15 protein-coding genes are annotated in these 21,341 nt (G+C 73.7%); 9 read left to right on the forward strand and 6 right to left on the reverse strand.

Annotated features, from left to right (window positions below; all coding sequences use genetic code 11):
* Positions 1-168: 168 nt before the first annotated feature.
* From CRV15_RS30780 to CRV15_RS30795, 4 genes are all read left to right on the forward strand, one after another.
* Complete coding sequence (locus tag CRV15_RS30780; protein WP_137986992.1) at positions 169-3,906, forward strand: WD40 repeat domain-containing protein; 3,738 nt, start codon at positions 169-171, stop codon at positions 3,904-3,906.
* Positions 3,907-4,291: 385 nt separating this feature from the next.
* Complete coding sequence (locus CRV15_RS30785) at positions 4,292-5,512, forward strand: cytochrome P450 (RefSeq protein ID WP_003963165.1); 1,221 nt, start codon at positions 4,292-4,294, stop codon at positions 5,510-5,512.
* Positions 5,509-5,739 carry a ferredoxin gene (locus CRV15_RS30790; RefSeq protein ID WP_003958913.1) on the forward strand — a complete coding sequence of 77 codons (231 nt, stop codon included), beginning with the start codon at positions 5,509-5,511 and terminating at the stop codon, positions 5,737-5,739. Before CRV15_RS30785 ends, CRV15_RS30790 begins: the two co-directional genes overlap by 4 nt.
* 178 nt (positions 5,740-5,917) lie before the next feature.
* Complete coding sequence (locus tag CRV15_RS30795) at positions 5,918-6,619, forward strand: flavodoxin family protein (protein WP_003963166.1); 702 nt, start codon at positions 5,918-5,920, stop codon at positions 6,617-6,619.
* A 75-nt stretch (positions 6,620-6,694) separates the two neighbouring features.
* Here the strand turns inward: CRV15_RS30795 and CRV15_RS30800 are convergent, their stop codons facing one another.
* Entirely contained in the window at positions 6,695-7,096 is a 402-nt protein-coding gene (locus tag CRV15_RS30800; protein ID WP_003958911.1) for a RidA family protein, read from the reverse strand.
* Between the two features lie 101 nt (positions 7,097-7,197).
* Between CRV15_RS30800 and CRV15_RS30805 the strand changes: the two genes are divergently transcribed.
* Positions 7,198-7,581 (forward strand): winged helix-turn-helix transcriptional regulator, encoded by a 384-nt coding sequence (locus CRV15_RS30805; protein WP_003958910.1) that lies wholly within the window; start codon positions 7,198-7,200, stop codon positions 7,579-7,581.
* Between the two features lie 125 nt (positions 7,582-7,706).
* On the opposite strand, the gene CRV15_RS30810 is transcribed toward CRV15_RS30805, so the two are convergent.
* Both CRV15_RS30810 and CRV15_RS30815 read right to left on the reverse strand, forming a co-directional pair.
* Positions 7,707-8,288 carry a sensor histidine kinase gene (locus CRV15_RS30810; RefSeq protein WP_009999180.1) on the reverse strand — a complete coding sequence of 194 codons (582 nt, stop codon included), beginning with the start codon at positions 8,286-8,288 and terminating at the stop codon, positions 7,707-7,709.
* A gap of 76 nt (positions 8,289-8,364) precedes the next feature.
* On the reverse strand, positions 8,365-11,670 hold the full coding sequence (locus CRV15_RS30815; RefSeq protein WP_003958907.1) for an amino acid adenylation domain-containing protein: 3,306 nt from the start codon (positions 11,668-11,670) through the stop codon (positions 8,365-8,367).
* A gap of 229 nt (positions 11,671-11,899) precedes the next feature.
* On the opposite strand from CRV15_RS30815, the gene CRV15_RS30820 reads away from it, so the two are divergent.
* The 4 genes from CRV15_RS30820 (at position 11,900) to CRV15_RS30835 (ending at position 15,665) form a co-directional block, all read left to right on the forward strand.
* Positions 11,900-12,136 carry an acyl carrier protein gene (locus CRV15_RS30820; RefSeq protein ID WP_003958906.1) on the forward strand — a complete coding sequence of 79 codons (237 nt, stop codon included), beginning with the start codon at positions 11,900-11,902 and terminating at the stop codon, positions 12,134-12,136.
* 68 nt (positions 12,137-12,204) lie between these two features.
* A complete protein-coding gene (locus CRV15_RS30825) occupies positions 12,205-13,413 on the forward strand; it encodes a beta-ketoacyl-[acyl-carrier-protein] synthase family protein (protein WP_044977644.1) in 1,209 nt (402 codons plus the stop codon).
* Between the two features lie 145 nt (positions 13,414-13,558).
* Entirely contained in the window at positions 13,559-14,986 is a 1,428-nt protein-coding gene (locus CRV15_RS30830; RefSeq protein ID WP_197361223.1) for an aminotransferase class I/II-fold pyridoxal phosphate-dependent enzyme, read from the forward strand.
* A 4-nt stretch (positions 14,987-14,990) separates the two neighbouring features.
* Positions 14,991-15,665 carry a hypothetical protein gene (locus tag CRV15_RS30835; RefSeq protein ID WP_009999185.1) on the forward strand — a complete coding sequence of 225 codons (675 nt, stop codon included), beginning with the start codon at positions 14,991-14,993 and terminating at the stop codon, positions 15,663-15,665.
* An 83-nt stretch (positions 15,666-15,748) separates the two neighbouring features.
* On the opposite strand, the gene CRV15_RS30840 is transcribed toward CRV15_RS30835, so the two are convergent.
* The 3 genes from CRV15_RS30840 to CRV15_RS30855 all read right to left on the reverse strand — a co-directional run bounded on the left by CRV15_RS30840 (position 15,749) and on the right by CRV15_RS30855 (position 21,337).
* Positions 15,749-16,552, reverse strand: coding sequence for an IclR family transcriptional regulator (locus CRV15_RS30840; RefSeq protein WP_003963169.1), 804 nt, complete (start codon positions 16,550-16,552; stop codon positions 15,749-15,751).
* A gap of 1,389 nt (positions 16,553-17,941) precedes the next feature.
* Entirely contained in the window at positions 17,942-19,645 is a 1,704-nt protein-coding gene (locus CRV15_RS30845) for a DUF885 domain-containing protein (protein ID WP_003955124.1), read from the reverse strand.
* Positions 19,646-20,101: 456 nt separating this feature from the next.
* Positions 20,102-21,337, reverse strand: coding sequence for an epoxide hydrolase family protein (locus CRV15_RS30855; RefSeq protein WP_003955125.1), 1,236 nt, complete (start codon positions 21,335-21,337; stop codon positions 20,102-20,104).
* Positions 21,338-21,341 lie beyond the last annotated feature (4 nt).

Genomic DNA, 21,341 nt, shown 5'->3' on the forward strand with positions numbered 1-21,341 from the left:
CAGGAGGCGGCGGGGGCTCACCCGTCGTCACCTCCGCCACCAGGTACTTTAGGCTGCTCAGAGGGCATGTCCGGAGGGCATGCCACGACCCGCGCGGGGACGGACCGAAGAAGCCGGGCGGCACAGCCCGCGAAAGCGGGACCACACCGGGAGGGACGGGGCGACGCGGTGGGACGCCGGGAGAAACCACTCGACCCCGCCGCCGGGCCCGTCGAGGCGTTCGCCCATGAGCTGCGCGCCCTGCGCCGGGCGGCGGGCTCCCCCACCTACCGGGCCATGGCCGAGGACACCCCCTACTCGGCCCCCACCCTCTCCGGCGCCGCCTCCGGCGAGCGGCTGCCCTCCCTCCCCGTCACCCTCGCCTTCGTCCGTGCCTGCGGCGGCGACGAGGCCGCGTGGACCGAACGCCGCCTGAAGGCAGCCGCCGACGGGTCCGCCACCACCCCCGACGACGGGACCGGGGCCCCCTACCCGGGGCTCGCCCGGTACGGCACCGAGGACCGCGCGCACTTCTTCGGCCGGGAGGAACTCGTCGCCGATCTGCTGGAGCTGACCCGGCACCACCCGGTCGCCGCCCTGGTCGGCGCCTCCGGCAGCGGCAAGTCCTCCCTGCTGCGGGCCGGTCTGGTGCCCGCGGTCCAGGAGGACCCCGCCACGGACGCCGCCGTCATCCGCATCCTCACCCCGGGACCGGCCCCGTTCCGGACCCATCAGGCGCTCCTGACCCCCGGGGCGCTCCTCCTGGTCGACCAGTTCGAGGAGGTCTTCACCCTCTGCCGGGACCCCGCCGAACGCGACGCCTTCATCGGACTGCTGACCGGTCCCGGCCGCCGGGCCGTCCTCGCGGTGCGCGCCGACTTCTCCGGGCGGTGCGCCGAACACCCCGCCCTCGCCGCCGCCCTCAGGGAGGCCGCCCTCCTCGTCGGCCCGATGACACCGGAACAGCTCCGGGCGGCCGTCGTCGGCCCCGCCACGGCGGAACGGCTGATCGTGGAACGGGAACTGACCGCCCGGATCGTCGCCGACGCCGCCGGGGAGCCCGGCGGGCTGCCCCTGCTGTCCCACGCCCTGCTGGAGACCTGGCGACGGCGGCGCGGACGGACCCTCACGGCGGAGGCGTACGAGGCCATCGGCGGGATGCGGGGCGCCGTCGCGCACACCGCCGAAGAGGTCTTCACCGCCCTCGGCCCGCACGAGAGGCAGGCCGCCCGCGCCCTCCTGCTGCGGCTGATCTCCCCCGGCGACGCCACCGAGGACACCCGCCGCTCGGCCGCCCGCGCCGAACTCCCGCCCGGCCCCGCCGCCGGGCACGTCCTGGAACGGCTGGTCCGGGCCCGGCTGCTCACCGTCGACGACGGCACCGTCGACCTCGCCCACGAGGCCCTGATCCGGGGCTGGCCCCGGCTGCGCGGCTGGATCGAGCGGGACCGCGACCGGCTCCGGCTGCACCGCAGGCTCATCGACGCGGCCCGCACCTGGGACCGCCTCGGCCGGGACGAGGGCGCGCTCTACCGGGGCGCCCAGCTCGCGGCGGCCCGGGAGGCGTTCGCCCCGTTCCCCGACGGCACCGCCGAAGACCGGGCACACCCCGGGAGCACCCGCCGGACCCTCCCCGTGGACGGGGGTCCCGACGGCGCCGCGATCCCGCTGACCGACGGGGAACGGGACTTCCTCACCGCCTCCCTGCGCGCCGACGACGACCGGCTGCGCGCCGCCCAGCGGGCCGCACGCCGCCTGCGCCTCCTGACGGCCGCCCTCTCCGCCCTGCTCTGTCTCACCGCGGTCGCAGGGCTGGTCATCCAGCGGCAGAACACCGTCGCCGAGCGGCGCGCGGTCGAGTCGGAGGCTCGCAGAATCGCCGAGACGGCGCGCAGCGTACGCGCTTCCGACCCGCGCACCGCGCTGCGGCTCGGGCTCGCGGCCTGGCGCCTCGCCGAGCTGCCGGAGACCCGGCGCGCCCTCTTCGAGGCGGCGGACCAGCCGCTGACCGACCGGTTCGACCTCCCCGAGATACCCGCCGACCTGGAGCCCCACGAGAACGACGACAACTCCTCCTGGCCGGTGCTCTCGGCGGACGGGCGCACCGTGAGCGTCGTCGGCCCCGACCGGGTCGCCCGCTGGGACGCCGCCACCCGCGCCCGACTCCCCGACCTGCCCGGTCTCGGCGCCGCCGCCGACCGGATGCTCGCGATCGACCCCGACGCGCGGCGGGTGGCGTACGGGAACCGGGACGGCGTCCGGATCTGGGACACGGCGGCGGGACGGCCCACCGGCGGCCCCTTCGGCCCCCGAGGCAGCCACCAGGAGGGCTGGTTCGGCCCCGGCGGCCGTCTCTACGTCTCCTACCGCCCCGGCGCGGGACTGACGCTGTGGGACACCCGTACCGGACGGCGGCTCCTCGCGGTGCCCGGGAAACAGACGCCCGTACGGCTCGTCACCCTCTCCGCCGACGACGGGCTGCTCGCCTTCTGCCCGAGCGGCGGACGTCTTCAGCTGTGGGACACCGGCTCGGGCCGTCGGCTCGCCACGCCCGGGGCGTCCGGTATCTGTGCGGCGGAGTCCCTGGTGCCCGCGCCGGACGGCCGGTCGTTCGCGGTCTCCACGGAAGGCGGCGTCCGCGTGTGGGACGCCCGTACCGGCCGGACCCTCCACCGGATACCGGCCCGCGGATCGGCCACCACGGCGTTCGGCTCGGACGGGACCCTGCTCGCCACCCTCGACTCCGCCGGGGTCGGGCTCTGGCGGCTCACCACCGGTGCCCCGCCCCGTCCGCTGCTCCGGGTCCCCCGGGGCGCCATGAACCTGGCCGAGCTGCGGATCGACCCCGACACCGGTGCGCTCCGCTCACTGGAGTACCAACCGTCGCTGACACTCTGGACGTTCGCCTACGACCGTGCCGCCGCCCAAGGCCCCGGCGCGGCGCCACTCGGGCGGGCGGCGTACAGCCCCGACGGCACCCGGCTTGTAACCCACCGGGCCGGTGCCTACCGGGTCCGGGACGCCGCCGACGGCCGGGTCCTGGCGGTGCTCCCCGGGCCCGGCGGGGCCGTGGGCTGCGGCGAGTGCGTGCCCATGGCGTTCAGCCCGGACGGCCGGCACTTCGGCTACGCGGACGCGTCGGGTCGGCTGACCGTGCGGGACCTCGTCACGGGTGTCTCCCGGTCGGCTCCCGCGCCGCCCTCGTTCGACGGAGGTCTCTCGGTCGGCGCCGGTGGCACGGAGATCAGGGCGTCCCGCTCCGGCCCCGGCCACAAGTCGGTGGACCGGCTGCGGCTGCCGGAACGCGGCGGGTCCGGCTCGCGGGGGTGGTCCACCCTGCTCGCCGGGGTGCACGGGCCGGTACTCGGCACCACCCCGGAGGACGCCGTCCTCACCGGGCGGCGCACGCTGATCGAGCCGCGGACGGGGCGGGCCCGTACCGTCCTGCCCGGGGCGGGGCACGCCCACGCGGTGGCCTTCGGCCCGGACGGCGCCCACACGGCGCTGACCGGCGCCGACGGCCGGGTCACCCTGTGGCGTTCCGGCGGCCGGGCCCCGCTGGCGGAGCTGGCTCCGGCCGACCCGGCGGCAGCGTTCCGGGGCCGGCCGCCCGCCCCGGCCTTCTCACCGGACAGCCGGTGGGTCGCCCTGGCGGACACGGCCGGCCGGATCACCGTCCGGGACACCGCCGCGCCGCGCTCGCCCGGCCTCGTCGTCACCACCGGCCGGGCCCCGGTGCTGGCGCTGGCGTTCTCCCCGGACGGCGGCGAACTGCGGGTGACCACGGCCCACTCGGTCCACCGGGCGCACTCGCTGGACCCCGCGCGCGCCGCGGCGGTGGTCTGCGCGCGGTCCGGCGGCGGGCTCGGCGAGGAGGAGTGGCGGACCCATCTGCCGCATCTGCCCCACCGGAAGACCTGCCCCTGACCTGCCGTCCGATCAGCCGGTCCGGGGAGGCCCGGAGCCGGGTCACGAGGGCGTACCAGGGCGCAGAAGGGCACACCCCACAGCACGGACCGGCCCGCCGAATGGTTCACAGGGGCAAATAATCCTTGGCGCGGGCCGCCCGCGCGGCCCGGAAGCGCAGGTGGCGGCGGTGGGGGCGGGAACACCTCGCACGCCCTCCCGGGAGCGGGGGTTGCCGTGCGGCCCCGCGGTCTCCTAGCTTTCCCCGGTACGGGGCTCTCCCGCACCGGGACCCCGCCCACAGGACGCGGCGAGCGGGACGGCACAGGACACGGGCGGCGGGGACGCGAGCCGCCGCCGCACGACCCCGCGCCGCCGGTACCCATGACGCACACGAGGGAGCGCGATGGTGGACACCGCCCCGCCGGGCCCGTCCGACGCACCGTCCTACCCGCAGCCGAGGCCCTGCCCCTATCAACCGCCGCCCGCCTACGAGCGTCTGGGCGCGCAGGCGCCGCTGTCCCGGGTCACCCTCTTCGACGGCCGCGCCGTCTGGTTCGTCACCGGCTATCCCGAGGCGCGTCAGCTCCTCGCGGACCCACGGATATCCGCCGACCGTGAACGCCCGGAGTTCCCGATCACCGCGCCCCGTCTGCGGGCCGAGGTCTCCCGGCGGTTCATCCTCCTCAGCATGGACGCGCCCGTCCACGGCGAGTACCGGCGGCTGCTCAACCCGGACTTCAGCCGCAAACGGATCGCGAGCCTGCGGCCTGTCGTCCAGTCCGTCGTGGACGACCATCTGGACCGGATGCTGGAGCAGGGGCCGCCCGCCGACCTCCTGCGCGACTTCGCGCTGCCCGTGCCGTCCCGGGTGATCTCCGAACTGCTGGGGCTGCCCCCGGAGGACACGGAGCTCTTCCAGCGGCTCTCCGGCCGGCTGCTGCGGGCCGGCAGCGCCGACGACGCCCAGGAGGCCGCCCGCGAACTCGGCGACTACCTCGGCGCCCTGACCGCCCGGCCGCCCGAAGGGCCCGGTCCCGGGCTGATCGCCCGGCTCGCCCATGACGAGGTCGCCACGGGGCGGCTCAGCCACGCCGACCTGGTACGGATCGCCCTCGTCATCCTGCTCGCCGGGCACGAGACCACGGCGTCCACCATCACGCTGGGCACCGTCACCCTGCTCGACCACCCCGAGCAGCTCGCCCGTATGCGGTCCGATCCGGCCACCGTGCCGGGGGCGGTGGAGGAGATCCTGCGCTGTGTCGCGGTCACCGATCTCGCGGGGGTGAGGGTCGCCACCGCCGACATCCCGGTCGCCGGGCAGATCATTCGCGCCGGTGAAGGCGTTCTGCTGTCCAGCACGATGGCCAACCGGGACCGGCGCGTCCACACAGACCCGGACACCTTCGACATCGACCGCACCGGACGCCACCATCTGTCCTTCGGCTACGGCATCCACCAGTGCCTCGGCCAGAGCCTGGCCCGGATGGAGCTGGAGATCGCGTTCTCGGCCCTCTTCACCCGTATCCCCACCCTGCGGCTGGCCGTTCCCGTCGACCGGCTGCCCACCAGGCCGCCGAGCAGCGGCGCCATCCAGGGTTTCGACGAGCTGCCGGTGACCTGGTGAGCACCACCGGGCCGGACGGGGCCCGGGTCACCGCCGACCGGGGAGCCTGCATCGGCGCCGCCCAGTGCGTCTACAGCGCTCCCGCCGTCTTCGACCACGACGACGACGGAGTTGTCGTCGTGGTCGACCCGCGCCCCGGCCCCCAGGTGTGGGACGCCGTCCGGGAGGCCGTGGACCTCTGTCCCGTTCAGGCGGTCCTGCTGCGTCTCACGGCCGGGGGGAGCTGATCTCCGCCCTCGCCGGGGGAGTACCGTCCGGGCCCTGCCGCCGATCACACGGTGATCCGTCCTCGCCCCAGGGGGGCTCGGCAGGCCCGCCCCACCCCCTTCCGAGGGTGCGCGCGGGGCGGTTATCACCGGAACCCGGGACGGAATAGCAGGCGTTCGCAAGCAAGTTGAGAGAACCATGAGCTCAGATACCCACCCCGGTACCCAGTCCCAGTCCCTGTCCCCGTCCCAGTCCCCGTCCTCGTTCTCATCCCAGCCGCAGCCGCAGCCCGCCGCCGGCGTCTCCGCCGGTGCCGGCGCCGAGCGCTCCTTCCTCTTCGTCCTCGGCAGCTCGCGCGCCGACGGCAACACCGAGATCCTGGCCCGTGCCGCCGCCGCGCAACTTCCCGCCGGTGTACGACAGGAGTGGGTGGATCTGCGGGAGCTGGATCTGCCCGACTTCCAGGACGGCCGGCACGAGAACGGCTCCTGGCCGGTGGGCGAAGCCGAGCGGAAACTGCGCGAACTGACACTGGCGGCCACCGATGTCGTCCTCGTCACCCCGCTGTACTGGTACACGGTCTCCGCGCAGATGAAGCGCTATCTCGACTACTGGTCGGGCTGGGCCCGCGACCGTGAGCTCGGATTCCAGCGGCAGATGGCGGGCCGCACCCTGTGGGGTGTCACCGTCATGGCCGAACGTGAGGAGAGCATCGCCGACGGGCTCCTCATCACCCTCAACAACTCGGCGGGATATCTCCGGATGCGCTTCGGCGGCGTCCTGCTGGGCAATGGCTCCCGGCCCGGACAGGTCCGCGACGACGAGCGGGCGGCGGTCCGCGCCAAGACCTTCTTCGCCCAGGAGGCACCGCTCGCGCAGTACCCCGGGACCGGGGAGTAGTACCGCCGTGCGGCGCCCGGTCCGGCGCCGCACGGCCCGCGCGAGCGGACGTCGCGCGACCCACGCGAGCCGATGTCACACGGGCAGCCGGACATCGATGACGAAGCTGATCTCGACGACCTGGCCGGGGAGGGTCAGGTCGGTGACGCCCACGACCGTGGCGGCGGGGCGGTGGTCGCCGAAGTACGCCAGATTGCCCTCCGCCGTCGCCGCCGCGTTCCGCGGCAGGTCCACCACGTACACGGTCTGCGAGACGACCTGCTTCCGGGTGGCGCCGAAGCGGTCCAGGACCCGGTCCATGTTGGCGTGGGTCCGCCGGAGCTGGGCGGCGAAGTCGCCCGCGTGGACAAAGTCCCCCGACTCGTCGAAGGAGAGCTGTCCGGAGACATGGATCAGCTCACCGGACCTGATCGCCTGTACATAGCCGAAGTCGCTCTCGGCCGGTATGTCAAAGCTGAAGACATCGAGGATGGCCATGGTGCCCGCCCTTTCGATCCGCTCTCTTGTGGTTACTGGGAAACTGTAGGAGAGTGAGGGCTGACCTGGAAGAACGCACTTTTTGGTGACTGAGGAACCTGATGGTGACCCAACATCTGCTCAAGGATCTGCCCGAGAACGCCGACCTGAGGCGCGCGGACTCCCTGGCGCGGGAGATCTTCTCGGACGTCGCCAACAAGTGGGCGCTGCTGATCATCGAGGCGCTCGGCGAGCGCACCCTGCGCTTCAGCGAGCTGCGGAACGAGGTCGAGGGCATCAGCCACAAGATGCTCACGCAGAACCTGCGCATGCTGGAGCGCAATGGCCTGGTCGACCGGACGGTGTATCCCACCGTGCCGCCGCGGGTCGAGTACACCCTCACCGAACCGGGCCGGGCCCTGCGCGCCGCGGTCGACGTCATCTGCGGCTGGACGCATCAGCACCTCGGTCATATCGAGCAGGCCCGTGAACGTTTCGACGTCTGACGGCACCTCCTGACGGCACCCGGCGGCACCTTTCCGGTCGCCCCGCCCGTCCGGACCGTGCCGTTCGGCGGAGCGGGCCGACGCGTTCACGCGCGGCAGGGCGGCGAGGCGCCGGCCCGGCGGTCTCACCGGCCGGCGCGGTCCTCCACCGGGAGCCGGACCAGGAGCCGCCAGACCGCCTCCCCGGGTCCGGTGGGCACCATGCCCGCGTCGGCCCGGCCGCCGAGCAGCGCGGCCCGATCGCGGATCTCCCGCAGGCCGCGGTAGGGGCCGGGGCGCACTCCCTGGTGGCTCCGGAACACCAGATTGTCCATCCGGATCTCCAGTACGCGCAGTCCCGGGCCGACCGTGCGCCCGGGGCACGCAATCCGCCGCCACCAGCCGGTCCTCCGGTCGTCCCGCCATCCGTCGCGCAGCCGGATCGCCAGGACCACCGGGGTCGCCCCGCAGTGGCGCCGGGCGTTCGCCAGCCCTTCGCGGATGATCCGGTACGCCTCCCGCGAGACCGGCCCCGGAACGCCGGAGAGGTCGTCGTCCCCCTCCCGCGCCACGTCCACGCCGCCGGCCGACACCAGATCCGCCAGCGCCTCCAGCCCCGGGCCCGCGCTGTCGTCCGTCCGGTCCTCGTCCATCCGGTCCTCCTGGGGCGGGGCGGGTCGGCAGGCCAGGTCGTCGCGGCCGGGCGAGCCCTGCGAGAGTACCTTCATCTGCCGGGACTTGAGGCCGGACGGGGCACTTCGGCGGCACCGCGCGGAGCCGTGGACCGGGGGCACGGGGCCGCTGTCACCCGGTCGTGGTCCGCTCCTCGGCGCGGTGCAGGAAACCGGTCGTTTCGAGGTGGTCCAGACAGCGGTCGACGAGGGTGGCGTCCACGGGCGGGCACAGGATGCCGGTCCGGCGCAGGGCCCGGTCGGCGTTGTCGCGCCGGATTCCGCTCAGGTCGTCCATCAGGCCGTCCGTACCGGGCGGCGGGGTGAGCATCGGCAGGAACGGGGTGAGCGGGGCGTCAGGGGTCTCGGCGGCCTGCGCGGCCATGGCGGCGAGCCACTCCGCGGCGGGCAGTCGGCGGACGGTGTGGCCACGGGCGCGGAGCCGGTCCACGACGAGACGGAAGTCGGCGGGCCGGGGGTTGGCGAGGTGGTAGGTCCGGCCGTCGGGCGGCTCATGGGTGATCAGGTGGACGAGCGCGTCGGCGGCGTGGTCCACGGGGACCAGATCGAGGGGCAGCCGCGCGTCGGGGGCGGTGCCGGTGTCGGCGATCGCCTTGATCAGCGCGCTGATCAGCATGTTGGTGGGCCAGACACCGCCGGTGGCGGGCCCTGAGATGTCGTACGGGCGGTATACGGCGACGGGCAGCCCGCGGGCCGCCGCCCGGCGGAGCAGGCCCTCGGCCACCCACTTGCTCTGCGCGTAGCCCGTACGCAGCCGCTCGGGGTGTTGGGGCGGGGTGTCCTCGTCGAGAACGGTGCGGCCCGCCGTGGCGTCCCCGCCGAGCGTGTCGACGGTGGAGACGTAGTGGACCGGCTTGGGGCCGTGGGTGGCCGCCAGCAGCAGCACGGTGCGGGTGCCGGTGACGTTCGCGGGGCGCAGCGCCGTGTAGGGGTAGGCGAAGTTCACCTGTGCGGCGTTGTGGACGACGGTGTCGACGGTGCGGGCCAGGGTGTCGAAGGCGCCCGGGGACAGGCCGAACCCGGGGGCGGTGAGATCGCCGGGGACGGCGACGACACGCTGCCAGGTGCTGTCGGGGGTGAGGCCGTGGCGCCGGGCGCCCGTTTCGAGACGGCGCTCGGCGTGTGCGGTGTCGTCGGCGCGGACGAGGCAGTGGACGGTGGCGGTCGTGCGGCGCAGCAGACGGTGCAGGAGGTGGGTGCCGAGGAAGCCGGTGGCACCGGTGAGCAGGATGTGGGCGGGGGGAGCCGTGCGGGTGGAGGTACGGGTGGTGATGCGCGGCTCGGGCCCGAGCCGGGTCTCCGCGGTGAAGTCGACGGTTTCGCCGTCCGGGGCGCTGTCGGCGGCGAGGGCGTCGACGGCGCGGGCGAAGTCCCGCACAGTGGGCCCGGCGAGCAGCAGGGTGAGCAGGGCGGTGGTGTGGGTGGCGGGCATGGCCAGCCGGTTCCGGACGGCGGCGACGGCGCGTACCGCGAGGAGGGAGCCGCCGCCGAGGGCGAAGAAGTCGTCGTCCCTCCCGGCGTCGGGGACGGCGAGCAGATCGCCCCATGCCTCGGCCACCAGGCGTTCGGTCTTCGTGGCGGGGGGCGGGCCCGCCGGTCGGGTGCGGGAGTCGGGCAGTTGCCGGCGGTCCACCTTGCCGTTGGAGTTGTGCGGCAGTTCGTCGACGACGTGGATGGTGGCGGGAACCATGAAGGGTGGCAGGCGGTCCGCCAGGAAGGAGCGCAGCCCACGGGCGAGGGCGCTCCGCCCGGCGGCGCCGGGGGTGCCGCCGCGATCGGCACGGACGCCGTCGGCGGAGGTCGCGTCGGCGGAGGTCGCGTCGGCGGAGGCGGCTTCGGCCGGAGCGGCTTCCGTGGAAGCGGCTTGCGTGGAGGCGGTTTCGGCAGCGGCGCTCGCGCGGCGGCGGACGTCGGCCGAGGGGACGGCCCAGGCGATGAGCTGACGACGTCCGGCGGGGGTGGTGCGGACATCGGCGACGGCGGCGCTGAGCTGGGGGTGGGCGGCGAGGGCGCTTTCGACCTCGGCGAGTTCGACGCGGTAGCCGTTGATCTTGACCTGCCGGTCGATACGGCCGAGGAAGTCCAGGACACCGCCGGCGTCGCGGCGGACCCGGTCGCCGGTGCGGTACAGGCGGGTGCCGTCCGCGCCGGTGCGGAAGGTCTCCCGGGTCCGTTCGGGGTCGCCGTGGTAGCCGAGGGCGAGCCCGTCGCCGCCGACCCACAGTTCGCCCGGTTCGCCGTCCGCGGCGGGGGTGCCGTCGGGGCGCAGGACATGGGCGGTGGAGTTGGCGGCCGGGAGCCCGATGGGGACGGTCTGCTCCTCGTCGCCGAGTCCGGTGATCTCGTGCGCCGTGCAGAAGATCCCGTTCTCGGTGGGGCCGTAGGCGTTGATCAACCGCCGGGGCGGGCCGTGGCGCAGGACGGCGCGGACGGCGGTGGGGTTGACCACGTCGGCGGTGACGTACAGCTGGGTCAGGGAGGCGAACATCCCGGGGTCGTGGGAGGCGGCCTCGTGGAAGACCCCGGCGCTGAGCACCATGACCGTGGCCCGCTCGGTGCGGATGCGGCGGGCGAGCGCGGCGGGCGAGAGGAGGGTGTGCCGGTCGACGAGGACGAGGCGGGCACCGTTGAGGAGGGCGCCGTAGATCTCGAAACAGGAGACGTCGAAGGCGAGGCTGCTCGTGGCCAGCCAGGTGTCGCCGGGGCCCGCTTGCAGCAGGGGGGTGTCGAGGACCAGGCGGGTGGGGGCACGGTGCGGGACGGCGACGGCCTTGGGGCGACCGGTGGTACCGGAGGTGAACATGATGTACGCGGGGTCGGCCGCCGAGGGTTCCTCGACGGCGGCGGGCGGTCGCCCGGCGCCCTCGGTGACACGCGGCATGGGCACCCTGACGCCGATGGCCAGGTCGGGCAGGCGTGGATCGTCCACGGCGGCGCGCAGGCCGACCTGTTCGGCCATCCCCGCCAGACGGGCCTCGGGGTGGATGGGGTCGAGCGGTACCTGGACGCCGCCCGCCTTCAATACGCCCAGCAGGGCGGCGACGGCCTCGGCGCGGGGTTGCGCGACCACACCGACCCGGTCCCCGGTGCGGACCCCGTGGCGCCGCAGACGGTGCGCGACCGCGTTGGCCCACCGGTCGAGTCCGCGGTAGGTGACCCGGGTGTCGCCGTCGTCGACGGCGGGCGCGTCGGGGGTGGCGCGGACCTGGCGCTCGAAAAGCCTGAACAGCGTCGTATTGCGGGGGTAGGACGTTCCGGTGGCGTTCCACGGGGCGTCGTCCCCGCTCCAGCCCGCCCCGTTCGCGTCGGACTCGTTCCCGCCCGCTCCGTTCCCGCCGGACCCGGACGGGCCATTCCCGGCGGAATGATTCCCGACGGGGTGATGACCGGCCCGGTGCTTCTCGTGTGCGGCATTCATGAGACCCCTCTTCGGTCGCCTGCTGAATGCGACCGTAACGGCGGCGATCGGGGTCAGGTAAGCCGCGGTTCCGCTCAGCGGGACAGGCCGTCGACGACGCGTCGGGAAGGATCTAATGTGCTCCGCATGCCCGGTGGGAACGGCGGCGGAGATCCGGCCCGGGTGGCCTTTTCGATGTCGCGGGAAGCCCTGCCCGCGAAGCGACCGCGTCAGAGGACGAGGAAACCCGATGGTCTATGAAATCGTCACCGAACTGCTGATCACCGTGTTCGACGTCAGTCCTGAAACGGTCGGCTCCACCGCTTCCCTGGAGGATCTGGGGCTGGATTCACTGGCCCAGGTGGAGCTGGCCGACCGCCTCGCGGAGCATTTCGACATCCAGATCCCGGAAACCGCGTTGCGGGGTCCGACGACACTGGCCGATATCGTGCACACGGTCGAGCAGCGGCAGGGCACCTGGTCGTGAGCAATACACACAGGCCCCCTACACGCAGGACAGCGAATGAGCCATGGACCGCCCGGAGGGGACCGCGTGTGGTCGTCACCGGAATCGGTGTGATCAGCGCGGCGGGCACAGGTGTCGAGGAGAACTGGAAACGGGTGGTGGCGGGCGAACCCACCGCGGCCCGGGATTCCGTGCTCTTCGGCAGTCCGGTGGATTTCGCCTGCCGGGTACCGGATTTCGACCCCGGTCCGCGTCCGGGCGGGCCGCAGGCGGAACGCCTCGACCGGTATGCCCAGTTGGCCATGGTGGCCGCGGCGGAGGCCCTCGCCTCCGCGGGGCTGCCCGCCTCCCCCGGCGACCCCGACCGGTGCGGGATCGTGCTGGGCAGCGTGGCCGGGGGCATGGGCACGCTGGAGGAGCAGGCCGCACGGCTGGAGCGCGGCGGCCCCACGGCGGTGGCCGGGCGCACCATGCCCCTCGGGCTGCTGAGTTCGGCCGCGGGTGCCATCAGTGTGCGCCACGGCCTGCGGGGCACCTGTCTCTCCGTGGCGACCGCGTGCGCCTCGGGCACCCAGGCGATCGGCCTGGCCCGGGACCTGGTGGGCGCCGGTACGCTCGACATCGCCCTGGCCGGGGGCGCCGACGCCCCGCTGACGCCGTTCAACGCCGCCGCCTATGCCAGGCTGCGCGCCCTGTCCCGGCGCGCCGACGACCCGCGCGGCGCCTCCCGGCCCTTCTCCGCGACCCGGGACGGCTTCGTCCTCGGCGAGGGCGCGGGCTTTCTCGTGCTGGAGCGCGAGGACGACGCCCGGGCTCGGCGGGCCCCGCTGCTGGCCGTTGTCGCGGGCCACGCGGCCACCGCCGACGCCCACCACGCCGTCCGGCCCGACCCCACCGGCTCCGGGGCCCGCCGCGCGATGCTCGGCGCGCTCGCCGACGCGGATCTCGATCCGGGCTCGGTGGGGCACATCAACGCCCACGGCACGTCCACCCTTCTCAACGACGCCGTCGAGGGGACCGCCATCGGCGAGGTCTTCGGCGACCGCGTGGCCGTCAGCTCCACCAAGGGGGTGACGGGCCACACCTTCGGCGCCGCGGGCGCCCTGGAGGCGGCGTACGCGGTCCTGGCCCTGCGCGAGGGGCTGATCCCGCCCACGGCCAACCTCACCGATCCCGATCCGTCCATCCCCGTGGACCTGGTGGCGGCACAAGCCCGCCGCGCCCGGCTGGACGCGGTGATGAGTAATTCCTTCGGCTTCGGCGGCTACAACGCCTCCCTGGTCCTCACCACCGTGTGACCCACTCCCCGTCAAACGCCTCCCTGGTCGTCACCGCCGTGCGACCCACTCCCCGTCAAACGCCTCCCTGGTCCTCACCGCCATGTGGCCCGCTCCCCGTCATCCGCGTCATCCGCACAGGAAGGGCATCCCGATGGAGATCCCCGTGGATCGTCCCCGCACCGGCGATACCCTCGGCGGCGCCCCTCCCGGCGGGGCCTCCCGCCCCCGCGTCTCGCACGGCGGGCTCTCCCAGGGCGGGCTCTCCCACAGCGGGGACGAACGGTCGCTGGGTTCCTTCGCCTCCCTGCGGGGCCGACACCTCCTGGACCGGCTCACCCCCTTCGAACAGTGGCGGCGCCCCCACGCCGAGCAGGGCGTCTGGGGCTACCACCAGCAGACGCTCAGCCACCCGTTCACCCCCCGGGCCCGTACCCGCGACGAGTTCGGCGACGAGGGGAGCGGCGTCAACCTCCTCACACAGGACTACCTCGCGCTCAGCAGCCACCCCGCGGTGCACGAGGCGATCACGGCGGCGCTGCGGGACCACGGCCCCCACAGCGGGGGCTCCCCCGCCGCGGCGGGCGACACACCACTGGCCGAGGAGTTGTGCGGACAGCTCGCCGAGTTGACGGGCATGCGCCATGTCGTGCTCTTCCCCACCGGCTGGGCAGCCGGGTTCGGCGCGGTCAACGCCCTCGCCCGCCGCTTCGACCACATCGTCGTGGACGAGCTGGTCCACGCCTGTGTGCACGAAGGCGTCGCCGCCGGCCGCTCCACCCGGATCACCCGGACACCGCATCTGGACCACGGGGCCGTACACCGGGCACTGCGCCGCATCCGGGCCGAGGACGCCGCCAACGGCATCCTCGTCATCACCGAGAGTCTCTTCTCGATGAACTCCGACACGCCCGACCTCGCCGCACTCCAGCGGACGTGTCACGAGTACGACGCGGTGCTGCTGGTCGACCAGGCCCACGACATCGGCGTGCTCGGCCCCGGGGGGCGGGGCCAGGCCGCGGGCCAGGGGATGCACGGCCGGCTCGATGTCGTCGTGGGGTCGATGAGCAAGGCGTTCGCCACCAACGGCGGCTACCTCGCCACCAACTCCTCCTCCGTCGCCGCCTATGTGCGCTACTTCGCGAGCACCCATATGTTCTCCTCGGCCCTGACACCGCTCCAGACCGCGGGGGCCCTGGCCGCCGCGCGGATCATGCGCTCCGACGAGGGGCAGCGGCTCCGGGACGAGCTGCTGCGCAACGCCGGGGTCCTGCGCCGGGAGCTGGCCCGCACGGCTTCGGGCCCCGCCCCGTACACCGTCCTCGGGGTGCCCTCCCCCATCGTGCCGGTCGAGATCGACTCCCTGGCCGTGGGGCGCGCCGCGATGGGCGTCGCACGCCGCGACGGCGTCCTGCTCCACCTCGTCGAATTCCCGGTCGTCCCACGGGGCCGGGCGCGCTACCGGCTCCAGCTCTCCAGCGCGCACCGGCCCGAGGACCTCGCCCTGGCCGCGCGGGTCATCCGCGAGGCCGTCGCCTCCGCCCGCGCCGACACCACCACCCGCCCCGAGGATTCCCCCGTCAAGAGAAGGTGACCCGATGACCAGCAACCCCACCGACGTACAGATCACGGCCGTGCGCTCGGCCGCCGACCGGCTCGTCGACCGGCTGCGCCACACCGCCACCGACAACGACTACGTCGCCAAGGCCCGGGCCGGTGAACTGACCGGCGACGACATCGCCGCCCTGGTCCGGCTGGAGAACGCGACCCTCGACGGCGTGACCGCCCCCATCGGTCTGGCGGCGGCACGGTTCCGGAACACCCCCGCGATGGACTTCATGCTCGACATCGGCCGGATGGTCAGCGTCGACCGCACCAACATCCGGGCCTCTGCCGTCGCCTACGGAACGGCCCTGGAGGAGTACCCCGGGCAGCGTCTGGACCCGGTCGCCTACGGCTACACCGGATTCATCAACTGGGCCTGTGTGCACGCCGACGCGGAGGCGATGGCGCTGATCGCCTATGTGGACATCACCCTGTGGCACGAGGCGTGCGTCATCCTCACACCGGTCCTGCGCAAGCACCCCGGGCTCCCGCACGAGGTCGTCGAGTACTTCGCCTCGTACGAGGAGCGCCCGGACGAGGTGCTGGACGCGGCCCTGGACGTCATCGCGCACGGTGTGGCCCAGGGGTACGAGCTCCAGCGGGCCGTCGACACGGCCCGGCTGATGGGGGACTATCTCGCCACCTTCTGGCGGGCGGCCGGGCAGTAGCCCCGCGGATACCGGCCCGGGACGGACCGCCCGGCGTGTCCCGCCGTGCGCCTGGCGGGCGGGGAAGGGCCGGGCGGGATGTCTCAGTCCCGCGCCGGTTCCGGAACGTGTCGCAGGACGCGGTGGGCGTGTGCTCCGCACTGACGCAGCAGAGCACACACCGCGGTGGGGTCGAACGCCTCCGGATGCCCCCCGGCGCTGAGCGCGGCCAGGATCTGCCCCTGGGCCCCGAGGACCGGCACCGCCGCCGTGGCGATGCCCGAAGCGGCGCCCGGAGCGGTGCCGTGCGGGCCCAGGCAGATACCGGAACGCTGGATGCCCGCCAGCTCCATCGCCAGTTCCGGCCCGGCCCAGCCGTTCCCGGGTCCCGCGGGGGGTCGCGCCCGGTCGGCCTCGGTATGCGCGAGGATGACCTTGCCCGCGGGTGTCCGGTGCAGCGGCGTGGGCTGTTCGAGGCGCCCGACGACGGAGCTGTACCGCTGGCTGTAGATCAGTTCGACGAAGCAGGCGGTGGTGCCGTCGCGGACGCTGAGGCCGACGATGTGGCGGGTCCTCTCGTACAGCGTGAGCAGCACGGGCTTCAGCAGATGGCGCAGGAGCCGGACCTGTTCGCTCTCGCGCGGCCGGGACAGGTCCAGCACGGCCTTGCCGAGGCTGTAGAACTCACCGTCCCGGTGGACCATCTCCAGGACGTGCAGTTCGGTCAGGAGACGGTGGGCGGTGCTCTTGGCCAGGCCGGTGGACTGGACGATCGTGGTGAGCGAGACCGGCTCACCGCTGGTCCGGACGGCGCGCAGGATGCACAGCAGCCTGCTGGCCAGTCTGCCCGCTCCGGCCGACGCCGATGCCGCGGATGCCGGCAGTTCGGATGTGCGCGTCGAGTTCACGGATGTGCCCTCTCTTCCATCGGTTCATCCCTGCGCACCGGGCGCCCCTCGAACGAGGTGTGACGGCGTGCCGCCGGGGCGCGGGAAGCGCGGCGCTCCCGGGCGCGCGCCCGGGGCGGATGGTGCCGGTGGACGGCGGCGGCCACGGCGGCCCGGCGCGCGGACGGAGGTGTCGGAACGGTCGGCACCGGACCTCGGCGGCCTCGGCGGTCACCGAGTGCCGGTCACCGGGTGCTCACCGAGTGCTCAGCGGGTGCTCAACCGGGCCGGAGCCCGGGGAGGTGGCGCTGCCGCGGCCTGTCGTGGGGGCCGGTGGCGCCGGAGATACACGGGTCCGCCCCGCCCGGGGCGACCGCGCGATCAGGGACGGCTGAGCCGGACATGCACGTACACCTCCAGAACGGCGGCAGACCGCGGACGGCCCGATGGCGGGCCCGGCCGGGGACGGTGACCGGCCGTTCGTCCACCCTGTCGATGACGGCGGCCGGACGCCGCCGAGCGAGAAGCCCATGCAACCCCACACGCAACCTGTTTCACAGACGTAGAAGTGGACGCGTCGCGAACCGTCCGCCTCCGGGCCTGTCCGCGCGTGGCCGGACCGAAGTACCCGGGGCCGTGGAAGGTGCCCCCACTCCCCCTGCCCGATGCCCCGATCCCGTCCTTTCCTCCAACACGTGAGCAAAGCATCGGAGGGCTGACGCCCGGTGCCCAGACATCGCGCGGCAGGCTCCGTCCACCGGCAGACGTCCGCTTCCGCACACCCGCCCGGCCCGCGCGGGCGGGCCGGGCGCGGGGACCGTCCCGACCGTACGCAGCCTGCCCGCCATGGTCCGGTCCTGGGACGGTTCGCCGCCCGCGCCGCCCGCACCGCGCGCACCTGTCGTCCGCATGACGCGCCCGGCCGCACCGGGCTCGCGCCACGGCGCCGCAATCCACATCACACCGCATTGGCTGAAGCAAACCACCGGCGCCCTCATGGCCGGGCCGCCCGGGTCGCGCCCGGTGGCCCGCGCCGCCCTTCGGCGGAGCGCGCCGCAGCCGCGGAGCCCGTTCCCCGAGTGATGCCACAGAGAACTTATTGCACCACGCAAGGACAATTTCACCTCGCGTCATTCGGCTGAAGTCATGCGCGTTCCGGCTGCCGTCCGAGGCCCTCCGAACGAAAAGGAGTTATTCATCATCAAAGGTCCCACGGCATCCGACACATCAAGAATCCATCAACGGCCGAACCGTCAGCAGGGGTGATCGGAGGTCGAGGGCAACTGCGACGGAACCCGCCGGCAGCTCGGCCCCATCGAGCGGGTGCCTGAACGTTTCGACACCTGACGGCACCTGACGGCACCCGGCGGCACCCGGCGGCGAGGGGCAGGGCCGCGGCGGGGTGTCCCGCTAGAGCACGGCGAGTCGACCGGCCAGGTCGTCGAGGCCGAGTGAGCCCTGCGAGAGCGCCTTCATGTGCCAGGTCTTGAGGTCGAACGAGGTGCCCCGGCGGCGGCGCGCGGCCTCGCGGCCCTGGAGCCAGACGCGTTCGCCGAGTTTGTAGCCGATGGCCTGGCCGGGCCAGCCGAGGTAGCGGACGATCTCGCTGTCCCGCATGTCGGCGGAGCTGCCGGTGTAGGTGGCCAGGAACTCCGTGGCGAGGGCCGGGGTCCAGCGCTCACCGGGGTGGAAGCCCGCGTCGGCGGGGATGGCCGAGCCCAGGTGCATACCGATGTCGATGATCACCCTGATGGTGCGCAGCATCTGCTCGTCGAGGAAGCCGAGGCGGCGGGCGGGGTCGGTGAGGAAGCCCAGATCGTCCATGAGGCGTTCGGCGTACAGGGCCCAGCCCTCGATGTTGGCGCTGACCATGCCCAGAGTGGTCTGGTAGCGGCTGAGACGGTCGGCGAGGGAGACCCACCGGGCGAGTTGCAGATGGTGGCCGGGGACTCCCTCGTGGTACCAGGTGCTGACGAGTTGCCAGGTCGGGAAGGTGTCCCGGCCGAGGGTGGGCAGGAAGGTCCGTCCGGGGCGGCTGAAGTCGAGGCTGGGGCCCTGGTAGTACGGTGCCGCCGAGCTGCCGGTGGGCGCGATACGGGACTCCACCCGGCGCAGCGGGCCGGAGAGGTCGAAGTGGGTGCCGTCGAGGGCGGTGATCGCCTCGTCCATGAGCTGCTGGAGCCAGTCCCGGATCGCTTCCTCGCCGATGACGGTGTGACCGTGCCGCTCCAGATGGCCCATAGCCTCCTGGACTCCCGCTCCGGGCAGCACCCGGTCGGCTTCGGTGCGCATCTCGGCCACCGTGCGGTGGAACTCGCTCCAGGCCCAGGTGTACGCCTCGTCCAGGTCGGGATCGGCGCCGGTGTGGTGGCGTACGGCGATTCCGTAGCGTTCCCGGCCGACGGCGTCGGGGGTGTCGGCGGCGGCCGGGGTGTAGGTGTCGCGCAGCCAGTCGCGGAACCCGGCGACGGCGGCGGTGGCCTTGAGGGCGGCGGCGTCCAGTTCGCCGCGCAGCCCCTCGGGCCCGGGTGCGACAAACCCCGCGAACCATCCCGAGCCGTCGCCTTCGGCGTTCTCACCGGTCCAGGCGGTGAGCTGGTCGACGACTGCGGCCGTCTGCCGGGGCGCGGCGGTCAGGCCCCGGGAGATCCCCTCGGCGAGGGTGGCGCGGTACCCGTCGAGCGCGGCGGGGAGGTTGCGCAGCCGTCCGGCCACCGCCGCCCAGTCGTCGTCGGTGGCGGTCGGCATGAAGGTGAAGATGTCCCGCACCTGGTGGACGTGTGCGCCGATGGTACGGAGCTGGCGGAAGTTCTCACCGGTGTCGTGGAGGGCGAGTTCGGCGGTGAGGCGCTCCCTCAGCAGCCGCGCGCAGTTCCGGTCGGCGGGGTCCTCGTCGGCGGGCGGCGCGGCGGCGCGCGCTTCGAGCGTGTCGAGCGCGGTGAGGGTGCGACGGGCGATGTCCGCGAGCGCCTCGAAACCCTCCGGGGAGAGATCCGGCTGCCGGTCGTCACCCGGGTGCAGCCCCAGCCAGGCGGCCTCCAGCGGGTTGTGAGCGGCCACGTGGTCCAGGTAACGGTCGGCGATGGTGCGCGGGGTGATCGTCTCCTCTGTCATGGCGTCATCCTCGCGCACGGGTGGGGGTGGCCGGCTCGCATACCGTGGTTTCGGTGTGGGTGAGGGGGTGTTGGGGGCGGTGGGGTGTGGGTGGGGCCCCCGCGTGTGCGGGGCAGACGATCAGAGAGGGGGGCACGTGTCCTCATCCGGACGACCCCCGCGCGTACGGGGCAGACGACTCCGGTGCGCTCAAGGTGGACAAGGCCGTGGGACGACCCCCGCGCATGCGGGGCAGACTTCCTGGCTCGGGCTGCTCGGCGGGTGGCTCGGGGACGACCCCCACGCATGCGGGGCAGACCCGTCGCCCATGTCGATCTCGTACTCCGTACCCGGACGACCCCCGCGCGTGCGGGGCAGACACTTCGCGACCTGGGACGCTATCACGTGATCATGCCATTTTCGTTCACCTGCTTCAGGGACGGGACCTCCCCCGCCGGACGGGCTCCACGGGATCGTTCAGGGCCTGCGCCCCCGAAAGGTGCGGCGCAGGTCGGTCACCCACGCGTCGGGGTTCTCCCAGGGAATGAAGTGCCCGCCGTGCTCATGGGCGTTGACGTTGACGTGGTTGAACCAACCGGCGAGCGGGCCGTTCGTGAACGCCCGGACGCGCTCGTCGGCGGTGTGGATGCCGGGCGGGTTCTCGTAGGTGACGAAGGTGAGGCCGACCGGGGCCTGCACGACCGGGGTGCGGTCGTGGGCGGGGGCCCAGGGGTAGCGGTTGGCGTTGGCGTAGTAACGCATCGATGTGGCGGCGGAGTTGTTCACCCAGTAGATCGTGGCGTGGGTGAGCAGGTCGTCCCTGGTGAAGACGGACTCGACGGCGCCGCCGTGGTCGCTCCAGGCGTGCCAGCGCTCCAGCAGCCAGGCGAGCAGTCCGGCGGGTGAGTCGCTCAGCCCATGGGCCAGGGTGGCGCCGTCGAGTGTGTGCACGGCGAGGTGGGACGCCCAGCGGTGGTCCAGCTCGATGACGCGGGCGCGGATGTCGGCGGGCTGGTCGTCGGTGAGGGGGCGGTTCCGGGCGAAGTCCCAGGCGCGGGGGCCGGTGAAGAAGTCCAGCGGCAGCCCGGAGCCGATGTGGATGCCGTACAGCTCGTCGGCGTACTTGTGGCCGAGCTGGCTGGAGACGATCCCGCCGATGTCGCAGCCTCCGGCGGCGTACTTCTCGTATCCGAGGGTCTCGGTCATCAGGGTGTGCCAGAGGTCGGAGACCTTCCAGAAGTTGACGTCCGGAAAGCCGGTGAGCGGACCGGGGAAGCCGAAGCCGGGCAGGGAGGGCACGATGACGTCGAACGCGTCGGCGGGGTCACCGCCGAACGCGGCCGGGTCGGCGAGCGGGTCGATCACCTTCGACCAGTGCCAGAACGTCCACGGCCAGCCGTGGGTGAGGATCAGCGGGATCGGGCGGGGGCCGCGCCCTGGCTTGCGCAGGAAGTGCACGGGGATACCGGCCACGTTCACCCGGTAGTGCTCGTAGGCGTTGATGGCGGCCTCGGCGCGACGCCAGTCGTAGCCGTCCCGCCAGTGGGCGACCAGTTCACGGAGGTAGCTGTCGGGGACACCGTAGGACCAGTCCTCGTTCCCCTCGTCCAGCGGCGGACGGGTCCGTGCGAGACGGGCCCGCAGGTCGTCGAGGACCTCGTCGGGCACATGGATCGGGGTGGGCTCCAGGGGGAAGGCGTGCGGGGCGGTCATGGCG

This window comes from Streptomyces clavuligerus, assembly GCF_005519465.1.
Taxonomy (GTDB): Bacteria; Actinomycetota; Actinomycetes; order Streptomycetales; family Streptomycetaceae; genus Streptomyces; species Streptomyces clavuligerus.